The organism is Streptomyces sp. NPDC058375 (genome assembly GCF_042723425.1).
Classification (GTDB): Bacteria; Actinomycetota; Actinomycetes; order Streptomycetales; family Streptomycetaceae; genus Streptomyces; species Streptomyces durocortorensis.
In genome coordinates this window covers 1-11,191 of the sequence record NZ_JBHXJG010000239.1, presented here as the reverse complement: position 1 = coordinate 11,191, position 11,191 = coordinate 1, and the positions used below count along the sequence as shown (strand labels likewise).

Below are 11,191 nucleotides of genomic sequence, written 5' to 3'. Positions count from 1 at the left end.
TGACCCAGCAGCCCTCGTACTTTTCCCCTCTCATTGACTTGGTGACCGATCCATGATTTGTTAGGGACCGTAACGCAAGTCAGTAAGTCAAACTAAAGCGTCGCTGACGAAGTGACACCTATTCCACAGTTGCGGTGCGCACAAGGCCGGATGCGAGCAAGCGAGCGGCTGGAACGACGCGCCGGGGAGGACCCCTCATGCCGGACAGTACGGTGAAGCCCGCGCGTCGCCCGTCGCTCAATCCTCTGGAACACCTCTTCGCCAAGCAGCGGCTGGAAGGAGTGATCACGCAGACGGGCTCGGTGACTCCGACGATGAAGCGCATCAGGATCGCCACCGACGGGCTGGCGGGCACGACCGTCCCGCCGGGCCGGCACCTGCGGATCCAGATCAACGACCCCCTGTCGCTGTACGGCATCCTCCGCCCGGGTGAGACGCTCCGCACCTACTCGGTCTGGGACCAGTCGGACGACGGCCGAGAGGTGGAGATCCGGGCGCATATCTACGACGGCGACGGCATCGGGCTGCGCTGGGCCCGTGACGCGCAGGTCGGCCAAGACGTCTCCTTCTGGGGGCCGCTGGGCGACTTCGACCTGCGCACGGACGCCCCGTACCACGTGTTCATCGGCGAGGAGACCGCGTCCGCCGCGTTCGGACCCATGATCAGGGCGCTGGGGCCCGAGGCGCGGGTGTACGGAGCCCTGGAGAGCGAGTCCCGTGAGGACGAGGTGCCCGTGCCCGGGCCGCACGTCCTCAGGCGCGCCCACCGAGAAGGCGCCTCCCCCGTCTCCTCCAAGGTCCTGCTCGGGGCGGTGTCGGAACTGGACCTTCCCGAAGGCGCCGGCATGGCCTATGTGGCGGGCGAGGCCCGTACGTGCCAGGCGGTCCGCGACCACCTGGTCAACGTGCGCAAGTGGCCTCGTACGCAGATCAGGACGAAGCCGTTCTGGACGCCCGGGAAGAAGGGACTGCACCATTGAGTACGCGGTCCGCGGGCGGTCATGGCGTGGAGTCGGCCAGGCCGGGCAGCGGTCGGCCCGACGCCCCGGCCGCAGGGCTGAGCATCGTTCGGCGGGATATGACCGGCGGATCGATGGATATAGTGGTGAAGTGCGGCCTCCCGCCGCCCCAGCCCGGACGCCGGTGGAAGAGCTGCGGTGAAGCCGTGGCCACGACGAACAGCGGCACCCGCGTCACCTCACTGCCCATCATGCCGATGAAGTCCAGCAGGGCGTTGTCGGCGTCGTGCAGGTCATCGACGAACATGACCAGCGGGCATTCCCGCGCGAGGCTTTCCAGGGGGTTCTGGCCGGACTTCAGAGCCTGGGTCAGATCGAACTCCTGGGACTCGCTTTCGTACGGATCGAAGAGAGGACTCCTCCGCAGCTCGAAGAGCCGGGGACCGTATTTCTGCCGCCCCTCCCTGTCCGGGCCGGAGGGCACCAGGAACCAGGTGGCGATCGGCTGTCCCATGGAGCGGCGCTCGAACTCCTTGAGCAGCCTGCTCTTTCCGATACCGGGCTCTCCGACGATGGTGACCACGTGCGGGGTCTCGCGGTGCCGGACACGTTCCAGCATGCCACGCAGAAGGTCGAGTTCGATCTCCCTGTCCACTACACCCGCCGTCGGCACAGGCCGCTCGGCGCGCGGGCGCGACCAGTTCACCTTCCACGCCTGCGGTGAGTCGCCGACGGAGACGAAGGAGTATTCCGACGCGGTCAGGTGCCGGGTGTTCCCGCACACCCAGATCTCCCCCGCGGAGGCGCGGGACAGCAGGGACTGGCACTCGTCGAGCAGCGCTCCGTCCGCCGACCGGACGGCACCGGATCTGTCACCCTCGTAGCGCAGCAAGGCTTCACCTGTGGACACCGCGGCGTACACCGTCGTGGCTTCTCCGGCGCGCCGTGCCGAACGGTCGAGCGGGGTGACCGTGGGGGCGGTGTGGAACTCGTCCCGGACGGCCAAGGCGGCGCACACGGCCCGTTCGGCGTGGCCCTGGCCCTCGGGCCCGGAGCCGAACACGGCGAGCTGAGTGGATCCTATGGAGCTGATCACCGAACCGCCGAGTTCCTCCACGAGGTCCCGGATGCGGCCGGTCAGACGGTCGCGCAGCTCGTCGGTGCCTTGAGTCCGCCCCCCGGCGGGCGCCCGCAGCCCGGTCGTGACCAGCACCACGCTCACCGGCCGGTGCTGGATCACCGAGTCGGTCCGCTGCATTCTCACCCGTGCGCGCGTGGCTGGGGCGGACGGGCCGGGGAGAGGGTCCTCGCGGCGGTCCGCGTACGCGTGGACCTGGGTGTCGTACGTCGGCGAAGGCTCGGGGGCGGCGGTCGCGAAGCGCTGCTGGGCGGGCCGTGCCGGTGCGTGCTCCTGCACCGGACCGGTATCCGTCGGCACCAGCTCCGGTGTCGGTGAGGGGACTTCGGGTGACGACAGTGTGGAGTCCTGGGTCAGGATCGCCTGCTGCAGGGACTGCAGCTCGCGTCGCGGCTCAAGGCCGAGATCCTCGATGAGGGACGCGCGGACCCGGCTGTAGACGTTCAGCGCGTCGGCCTGCCGGCCGCACCGGTACAGGGCGAGCATCAGCTGCCCGCACAACCGCTCGCGCAAGGGCTGGGCCTCCACCATCGACTCCAGTGCCCCCAGCGTGGACTGGTGCCGTCCGCAGCGCAGCTCGGCCTCGAAGTAGTCCTCCATCGCGTCGAGCCGGGAGTTCTCCGCCGCGTCGAGCTCCGGCCAGTTGATCCCGCTCTCGACCAGGTCGGACAGGGCCTGGCCGTGCCACAGCGCCACGGCGTCGCGCAGGATGGAGGCGGCCCGCGCCGGGGAACCGGACTGCAGGGCGGTGCGCCCCTCCTGCACGCGGCGGTTGAAGAGGTGCAGGTCGACCTGGTCGCGGTCCACCCGCATGACGTATCCGGGGGCCTTCGTCAGCAGCAACTCGCCGTGGCGGCCCGCACCGTCGGCCGCGAGCGATCCGCGCAGGCCCCATACGGCATTCTGGAGGATCTTGCGGGCGGTCGTCGGCGGTGTCCTGTCCGGCCACAGCGCGCCGAGCAATTCCCGGGTAGGGACCACGCGATTGGCGTTCAGGAGCAGATACCCCAGTGTGGCACGCTGTTTGGTGCCGCCCAGTGCGACAGGCCGGCCGCTGTCGAGGGCTTCCAATGGTCCCAGTATCCGAAACCACATGGCTGCTCCTCGTTGCGAATGGCCCGCTCGTGACGGGTGGTATCGGGCGGGGGTCAGTGGGCTGAATTGTTCATTCCGCGAATGGTCTCCCGCGTGTTCCCGGCGACGGGAAGAGCGGGTTAACGGGTCGGTGTACGACGGTGGAACGCCTGATGTGCATGTCAGGTGCAAGGTGATATTTCCCCGTGTATCACCCGCGGATGCCGGGAGGTGGAAGAGGTTCCCGTGTGTGGCAGTTTCCAGCTCCCGCGGGCACTTCCAAGCAGGCTGGTGGAGTCACCATAACCAGAGTAACGCCCTAAAACAAGGTTGCTGGAGGTGCCCGCACCGCTCTGTCGGCACGGGTTCAAAGCGGTCTTCAGGCATGCCCGTTCGGGCTTGTCGGCACAGTTTCCGCCGCCCGCTCATTGCCCCGTCTCCCGGCGGTCCCGCCCCGGCAACTGCGCTTTCCGCAGTGAGTCTTTTCCAACGTTGATCAGGCGGCAAGCTCGAGGGTGCCAACGGCACGGATGACGGCAGTGTTTCGGGTGAGCTCGCACTCGTGTTCTCCGCGATCTCATGGAGGCGCCCGGCGCCGTTCGGCTCTTCGACGGCAAGCTCACCGAGGAGCTGGCCGACTACCGCAAGCTCTATGTGGACTACCGCAGCCACTGGCGCGTTGTCCGCACCCGGCGACCCGCCCCCTCGACTTCCGCGCACCGCACCGGGATTCACGTGGTGGTCGTCCGGCCGAGAAAGGGCAACGACGTATACAACACGGTCAGCCGACATCGCGCGATGGGACCGGAGGATCACGGGTCTGTCGCCCGACGTGATCGCCGAACTCGTTGCCGAGTGGGCCGTTGCGGCACGACCGACACACCAGGCCAAGCTCGCGTCCGGGCCGCGGAAGCGGGCTGACCGTGATCTCCAGCCCCGTCTCGGAGGTCAGGGCGGCAAGTTCGGCCATCCAGGCGCGGACGCGGTGCCCGTGGGAGCCGCCCGCCTCCGCGGTGATCAGCGCCGCATGGCCTGCGGGTGGTCGTGGCCGGCACGGGCCTGCCACCAGCGGCGGATGGAGGCAACGGCGAAGGCTTGCCGTGTCGTGGTCGGTTCAGGGCGAGTTGATCACGGACCTCGTGGGATATGCGCATACCTCGCCAGCGAGGCGAACCACGGGAAGCAACACCATGATTCTCTGCGAGCCCTTACGTACTCCCATCTCCATGACGAGCCGTGGCGAGCGCCGGAAACGTGAACGGCACGCCCGCCCATCGGGTTTCGAGAGCGCGATGTGCCGCCGCTTACACGCCCGCCCTACGGGTCTCATGGGGCGTGACGTGTCACTGGGAGTGGATTCCGACGTTAGGCAGGTGCGTTCATGCGGCGGTAACTCGACCTCCCCGGTCTCCTGTTCAGCCGTTGTCGTCGCCGAACAGCGTCCGCACGAAGTACTGGGTGTCGAAGAACTCGCGCATAGCCTTGATCCGGCCGTCCTGGATGGCGAACACCGAGACGATGGGTGCTTCGTAGGGGCGGCCGGAGCGGGACGCGGCACGGGCCACGCAGTCGAGCACGACCGTGTCGCCCTCGGCTATGACCTGCGTCATCTCGATGGTGTAGGGAACGTCCGTGGAGAACAGCTCCATCAGCGGCAACATGAACTGGTTGAGGATCTCGTCGAGACCGACCCAGCTTCCGGCGAGCGGGTGCTCGCCGGGGATGCGGAACTCGGCGTCCTCCCAGAGGGTCGCCTGAATGGCTTCCGCGTCGCGCTCGTCGATCGCCTTGAGGTAGGCGAGGACGACGCTCTTCGCATCAGTGGACGTCATGGCTGCTCCTGTTGTTTGGGGGTTAACCACATGTTGGGAATTCAACGACATGGTGGGCCGCATGCCGACGCCTGTCCGCAATGCCGACGTGTTGGAGGTTGGGGCATGCCCGGAATCGACGACACAGGCACCGCACAAGCCGGACCTGAGCTGAACGACGAGGCCCCGCCCGGCACTTTGTTCACACCAAGCCGGCCCCTGGACCGCCACGGTCGCCCCGCTCGTCGGCGCTCACGTGTACGCACGAGAGCGCCGAGGCCAACGCGGACTGACCCTGAGGACGCTACATTGGCCCGATCACTCGATATCCAGCCAGCGCTCCCTCAACGCTCATTGAACTCTTTCCCACCTGATGGGCCGGAGCACCCGTTGGGGTGACAGAAGGTGAAGCCCCTGGTAGGCGGGTGGAGGAGAGTTCCGGTCCAGACTCCCCAGGCCCGACCCCGAGTGCGGATCCGACCGTCCGACGCCCGTAAACAGCGAGGTGAGAGCCCCTATGTTCACCACCCGCCCCACCCTCCAGGGCACCTTCGGCATGGTGTCCTCCACCCACTGGCTGGCCTCCCAGTCCGCGATGGCGGTCCTGGAGGACGGCGGCAACGCCTATGACGCCGCCGTAGCCGCCGGGTTCGTCCTCCACGTCGTCGAGCCGCACCTCAACGGCCCGGCCGGCGAAGTGCCGATGATCCTGGCGACCGCGCACGGCGAGGTGAGCGTCCTGTGCGGTCAGGGCCCCGCCCCGGCCGGGGCGACCGTCGCCCACTACCGCTCCCTCGGCCTCGGTCTCGTCCCCGGCACCGGGCCGCTCGCCGCCGCCGTCCCCGGAGCCTTCGACGCCTGGATGCTGCTCCTGCGCGACCACGGCACCAAGGACCTGGCCGAGGTGCTGCGCTACGCGATCGGATACGCCGAGGACGGCCACGCCCCCGTCGAGCGGGTCGGCGAGACCGTGGAGACCGTGCGCGAACTCTTCACGACCGAGTGGACCACCTCCGCCGAGGTCTACCTCCCCGGCGGCCGCTCCCCGCGCCCCGGCGAGCTGTTCCGCAACCCCGCCCTGGCCGCGACCTGGCGACGCCTGATCGCCGAGGCCGAGAAGACCGGGGGAGCGGACCGCACCGCGCGGATCGAGGCCGCCCGCGCGATCTGGCGCGAGGGATTCGTCGCCGAGGCCCTCGTACGGCAGGCCGCCGTCCCCACCCGGGACAGCAGCGGCGCCCGGCACACCGGCACCCTGACCGCCGCCGACCTGGCTGGCTGGTCCGCGTCGTACGAAGCCCCCGCCACGTACGACTGGAACGGCTGGACGCTGGCCAAGGCGGGCGGCTGGAGCCAGGGGCCCGCCTTCCTCCAGCAGCTCGCGCTCCTCCCGGACGAACTGCCGCCGCACGGCTCCGTCGACTACGTCCACCTGCTCATCGAGGGCTGCAAGCTCGCCATGGCCGACCGTGAGGCCTGGTACGGGGACGCCGCCGACGTCCCCCTGGACGACCTGCTCTCCGCGGCGTACAACACCGAACGCCGTGCGCTGATCACCGGCACCGCGTCGCCGGCGCTGCGCCCCGGCGGCCCCGGCGGCCGCACCCCGCGCCTCTCCGCCCACGTCCGCGCCGTCGCCGCCGGGAAGCCCGGCGCGGCCGGCCCCGGCTTCGTCCCGGCCCCCGGCGCGGGGGAGCCCACCATGGCCCGCCGCACCCGCCCGGGCGCCGAGCCGCTGGTCGCCCCCGACGGCACGACCCGGGGCGACACCTGCCACCTGGACGTCGTCGACCGCTGGGGCAACATGGTCTCCGCCACGCCCAGCGGCGGCTGGCTCCAGTCGAATCCGGTCGTGCCCGAGCTGGGCTTCCCGCTCGGCACCCGGCTCCAGATGGCCTGGCTGGACGAGGGCCTGCCCAACTCCCTGACGCCCGGCCGCCGCCCCCGCACCACCCTCACGCCCTCCCTCGCCCTGCGCGACGGCGTCCCCGTGATGGCGTTCGGCACGCCCGGCGGCGACCAGCAGGACCAGTGGCAGGTGCACTTCTTCCTCGCCGTCGCCCGGCGCGCCCGGGTGCGCGGCGGGCTCGACCTCCAGGGTGCGATCGACGAGCCGAACTGGCACAACGACAGCTTCCCGGGCTCGTTCCACCCGCGCGCCATGCACCCCGGCAGCGTCACCGTCGAGAGCCGGATGGACCCCGGCGTGATCGCGGAACTGCGCCGCCGGGGCCATGACGTCACGGTCGGCGAGCCGTGGTCGGAGGGGCGCCTGTGCGCCGTGGCCCGCGACCCCGAGACCGGCGTCCTGTCCGCCGCCGCCAATCCGCGCGGCATGCAGGGGTACGCCGTCGGCCGCTGACCGGCGCTGCGGAACGGCCGCCGGTCAGCGCTCGGAACGGCCGCTGACCGGCGCTGCGTAACGGCCGCTGACCAGCTGTGCCTAACGGCCGCTGACCGGCGCTGCGTAACGGCCGCTGACCAGCGCCTTCGCAAGCCCGGCGGTGGCGTCGCGGGCCGACCGTGATTGGGTGGAGCCATGATCGATGACTTCCTGTACGGGACCGCCGGGCACACCGGACCGCCGGCCGAGGTCGAGGCCGCCGTGCGCGCCGCCGCCGCGGCCGAGATCATGCCCCGCCACCGGAAACTCGCCGACCACGAGATCATCGAGAAGAGCGGCCCGCACGACCTGGTCACCGCCGCCGACCGGCTGGCCGAGGAACACCTCACCGCCGCCCTCACCAAGCTGCTGCCCGGCTCGGTCGTCGTCGGCGAGGAGTCCGTGCACGCCGACCCGGCCGTCTACGACGCCCTCGACGGCGACGCCCCCGTCTGGATCGTCGACCCGGTCGACGGCACCCGCCAGTTCGTCCGGGGCGAGGCCGGCTTCTGCACCCTGGTCGCCCTCGCCCAGCACGGCCAGGTCCACGCCTCCTGGACGTACGCACCGGTCCTGGGCGAGATGGCCGTCGCCGTACGCGGCCGGGGCGCGACCCTCAACGGCACGCCGATACGGTCCGGCGCACCCGCTCCCGGCGCCGTACTGAACGTCGCGATGTCGCACCCCGACTACACCACCGACGCCCAGAAGCGGGCCCTGCTCGGGCTGCGCACCGAGGGCATCGCGGCCCGTCCCTGCGGCTCGGCCGGCCTTGAGTACCTCGCGGTGGCGCGCGGGGACCTGGACGCCACCGCGTTCAACTGGGAGTACGCCTGGGACCACGCGGCCGGGCTGCTCCTGGTCACCGAGGCGGGCGGCGCGCAGTCGACGCTGTCCGGTGTCCCGTTCCGGATCGCCGGCGGCAACGACCTGCCGTTCACCGCCGCCCGCGACGAGGCCACCGCCGCGCGGGTCCTGACGGCGTTGCGGGCGGGCGGCTGACGGGAGCGGGGGCGGGCCCGTCCGCGGGGGCCCGCGTCCACGTTGTCGGCCGGCCCGAATATCCTGGGTGTCCGACTGCCGGCCGACGAAGGAGTCCCCAGTGCCGTCGATGCTCGATGCGGTCGTGGTGGGCGCGGGGCCCAACGGACTGACCGCCGCGGCCGAACTGGCCCGCCGGGGCTTCTCCGTGGAGGTCCACGAGGCGCACGACACCGTCGGAGGAGGCGCCCGCACCGAGGAGCTGACCCTCCCGGGGTTCCGGCACGACCCGTGCTCCGCCGTGCACCCCCTCGGGATCGGCTCGCCCGCGTTCCGGGCGATGCCGCTGGATCGGCACGGCCTTGAGTGGCTGCACCCCGAGGTCGACCTCGCCCACCCCTTCCCGGACGGGACGGCCGCCACGCTCACCCGCTCCGTCGGCGAGAGCGCCATGTCGCTGGGGGCCGCCGACGCCGGCGCCTACCGCCGCCTGATGGCCCCCTTCCTCGGCCGCTGGGACACCCTGGCCGCCGACTTCCTGCGCACTCCCTGGGACGGCCTGCCCCGCGACCCGTACCGGCTGGCCCGCTTCGGGCTGCTCGGCATGCAGCCCGCCAGCTGGGTCTCCCGGCGCTTCCAGGGCGAGAAGGCCCGCGGCCTCTTCGCCGGGCTCGCCGCCCACGCCATAGCTCCCACCAGCGGCTTCGCCACCTCCGCGATCGCCCTCGTCTTCGCGCTCGCCGCCCACGAGAACGGCTGGCCGGTGCCGCGCGGCGGCTCCCAGGCCATCTCCGACGCGCTGGCCTCCCTCCTGCGCGAACACGGCGGCACGATCCGCACCGGCAGCGAGGTCAAGCGCCTGGACGAACTGCCGCCCGCCCGCGCCTACATCTTCGACACCTCACCCTCGGCGCTCGCCCGCATCGCCGGACTCGGCAGCGCGTACCACCGCTACCGCTACGGCGCCTCCGCCTTCAAGATCGACTACGCCCTGTCCGGCCCCGTCCCCTGGACCGCCGAGGAAGCGCGCCGCGCCGGCACCGTCCACATCGGGGCCGACGCCACCACCATCGACACCGCGCTGCGGGCCGCCGTGGAGGGCCGCGACCCCAGCGTCCCCTTCCTCATCACCGCCCAGCCGAGCCTCACCGACCCCTCCCGGGCCCCCGAGGGACGCCACGTCTTCTGGGTGTACGGACACGTCCCGGCCGGGTGGGAGGGCGACGCCACCGACGTCATCGAACGCCAACTGGAGCGCTTCGCCCCCGGTTTCCGCGACCTGGTGCTGGCCCGCGCGCTCTCCGGACCGCCCCAACTCGCCGCGCGCAACGCCAATTACATCGGCGGCGACATCGCCTGCGGAGCCTTCGCCGGACTCCAGACCTTGATCCGCCCCAAGCTCGCCCGCGTCCCGTACGCCACCGCGCACCCCGCGGTCTTCCTCTGCTCGTCGGCCACCCCGCCCGGACCCGGAGTGCACGGCATGTCCGGCCACCACGCCGCCAAGGCCGTATGGCGACGGCTGCGGGCCTCCTGAACGGATGCCCCCCCGGAACCGACCAGGCTGCGGGCCTCCTGAACGGACCGGGCGGCGAAGGCCCCCGGCGCGCGGCATGATGTCCGCATGAGCACCTCTGTCTCTCCCGCCGTACGTCTGGTCCGCGGCGACATCACCGACCAGTCCGTCGACGTCATCGTCAACGCGGCGAACTCCTCGCTCCTCGGCGGCGGCGGGGTCGACGGCGCCATCCACCGGCGCGGCGGACCCGACATCCTCGCGGCCTGCCGTGAACTGCGCGCCTCGCAGTACGGAAAGGGGCTGCCCACCGGGCAGGCCGTCGCCACCACCGCCGGGCGCCTCGACGCCCAGTGGATCGTGCACACGGTCGGCCCCGTCTTCTCCGGCGCTCAGGACCGCTCCGCCCTGCTCGCCTCCTGCTACCGCGAATCCCTGCGCCTGGCGGCCGAGTTGGGGGCCAAGTCGATCGCGTTCCCGGCGATCTCCACCGGCATCTACGGCTGGCCGATGGACGACGGGGCCCGGATCGCGGTGCGCACGGTCCTGGCGGAGACTCTGGAGCCGGTCGAGGAGGTGCGCTTCGTCCTCTTTGACGCGCACGCGTACGTGGAGTTCGAGGAAGTCCTCGCGATGCGCGGCTGAGCCGGCGCCCTCCCGCGCGGGAGACGGCTCCGGGACCACGCGCGAGACGGGCCCGACGGCCATGTCGGATTTCCGCCAGCCAGGCCCCTGACCGGTGAACCATCCTGGAACCATGCACACCGACACCGAGCGCTGCGTGCGGGCCGTCCAGTCCAAGGACGCCCGCTTCGACGGCTGGTTCTTCACCGCGGTCCTGACCACCCGGATCTACTGCCGCCCCAGCTGCCCCGTCGTGCCGCCCAAGGTCCGCAACATGACCTTCTACCCGAGCGCGGCCGCCTGCCAGCAGGCCGGCTTCCGGGCCTGCAAGCGGTGCCGCCCCGACACCAGCCCCGGATCCCCGGAGTGGAACGCCCGCGCCGACTCGGTCGCCCGCGCCATGCGCCTCATCCGGGACGGGGTCGTCGACCGCGAGGGCGTACCCGGCCTCGCCGCCCGGCTCGGCTACTCCGCCCGCCAGATCGAACGCCAGCTGCTGGCCGAACTGGGCGCAGGCCCGCTCGCCCTGGCCCGCGCCCAGCGGGCGCAGACCGCCCGCCTCCTCATCGAGACGACCGCGCTGCCCATGGCCCAGGTGGCGTTCGCCGCCGGGTTCTCCTCGATCCGCACCTTCAACGAGACGGTCCGCGAGGTCTTCGCCCTGGCCCCCGGTGACCTGCGCGCCCACGCCGCCCGGGGCCCGCA

Annotated in this window: 8 protein-coding genes and 1 pseudogene; 6 read left to right on the top strand and 3 right to left on the bottom strand. The window is 71.4% G+C overall.

Translation table 11 applies throughout. The features are described 5' to 3' along the window. Positions 1–197: 197 nt before the first annotated feature. Positions 198–980 carry a siderophore-interacting protein gene (locus ACFWM7_RS28595; protein WP_383265807.1) on the top strand — a complete coding sequence of 261 codons (783 nt, stop codon included), beginning with the start codon at positions 198–200 and terminating at the stop codon, positions 978–980. Between the two features lie 19 nt (positions 981–999). Here the strand turns inward: ACFWM7_RS28595 and ACFWM7_RS28590 are convergent, their stop codons facing one another. From ACFWM7_RS28590 to ACFWM7_RS28580, 3 genes and pseudogenes are all read right to left on the bottom strand, one after another. Then, a complete protein-coding gene (locus ACFWM7_RS28590; RefSeq protein WP_383265804.1) occupies positions 1,000–3,192 on the bottom strand; it encodes a BTAD domain-containing putative transcriptional regulator in 2,193 nt (730 codons plus the stop codon). 877 nt (positions 3,193–4,069) lie between these two features. After that, a pseudogene (locus ACFWM7_RS28585) lies at positions 4,070–4,285 on the bottom strand (ISAzo13 family transposase); the annotation flags it as partial. Positions 4,286–4,586: 301 nt separating this feature from the next. Further along, positions 4,587–5,003, bottom strand: coding sequence for a nuclear transport factor 2 family protein (locus tag ACFWM7_RS28580; protein WP_383265801.1), 417 nt, complete (start codon positions 5,001–5,003; stop codon positions 4,587–4,589). Between the two features lie 496 nt (positions 5,004–5,499). Here ACFWM7_RS28580 and ACFWM7_RS28575 point away from each other — a divergent pair, with 496 nt between their 5' ends. The 5 genes from ACFWM7_RS28575 to ACFWM7_RS28555 all read left to right on the top strand — a co-directional run. Then, positions 5,500–7,344 carry a gamma-glutamyltransferase family protein gene (locus ACFWM7_RS28575; RefSeq protein WP_383265798.1) on the top strand — a complete coding sequence of 615 codons (1,845 nt, stop codon included), beginning with the start codon at positions 5,500–5,502 and terminating at the stop codon, positions 7,342–7,344. A 177-nt stretch (positions 7,345–7,521) separates the two neighbouring features. Beyond that, positions 7,522–8,367, top strand: coding sequence for an inositol monophosphatase family protein (locus ACFWM7_RS28570; RefSeq protein WP_383265796.1), 846 nt, complete (start codon positions 7,522–7,524; stop codon positions 8,365–8,367). Between the two features lie 100 nt (positions 8,368–8,467). Next, on the top strand, positions 8,468–9,883 hold the full coding sequence (locus ACFWM7_RS28565; RefSeq protein WP_383265794.1) for a phytoene desaturase family protein: 1,416 nt from the start codon (positions 8,468–8,470) through the stop codon (positions 9,881–9,883). An 87-nt stretch (positions 9,884–9,970) separates the two neighbouring features. After that, the gene (locus tag ACFWM7_RS28560; protein ID WP_383265791.1) at positions 9,971–10,507 is read left to right on the top strand and encodes an O-acetyl-ADP-ribose deacetylase; all 537 of its coding nucleotides are present in this window, start codon (positions 9,971–9,973) and stop codon (positions 10,505–10,507) included. A 112-nt stretch (positions 10,508–10,619) separates the two neighbouring features. Continuing rightward, positions 10,620–11,191: bifunctional transcriptional activator/DNA repair enzyme AdaA (locus tag ACFWM7_RS28555; protein ID WP_383265788.1), on the top strand; the 572-nt coding region annotated here is incomplete at its 3' end.

Bases quoted from the DNA above. Each gene is read 5' to 3' on its own strand.
- ACFWM7_RS28570 (WP_383265796.1), top strand. From the start codon at position 7,522: ATGATCGATGACTTCCTGTACGGGACCGCCGGGCACACCGGACCGCCG.
- ACFWM7_RS28595 (WP_383265807.1), top strand. From the start codon at position 198: ATGCCGGACAGTACGGTGAAGCCCGCGCGTCGCCCGTCGCTCAATCCT.
- ACFWM7_RS28580 (WP_383265801.1), bottom strand. From the start codon at position 5,003: ATGACGTCCACTGATGCGAAGAGCGTCGTCCTCGCCTACCTCAAGGCG.
- ACFWM7_RS28590 (WP_383265804.1), bottom strand. From the start codon at position 3,192: ATGTGGTTTCGGATACTGGGACCATTGGAAGCCCTCGACAGCGGCCGG.
- ACFWM7_RS28560 (WP_383265791.1), top strand. From the start codon at position 9,971: ATGAGCACCTCTGTCTCTCCCGCCGTACGTCTGGTCCGCGGCGACATC.
- ACFWM7_RS28575 (WP_383265798.1), top strand. From the start codon at position 5,500: ATGTTCACCACCCGCCCCACCCTCCAGGGCACCTTCGGCATGGTGTCC.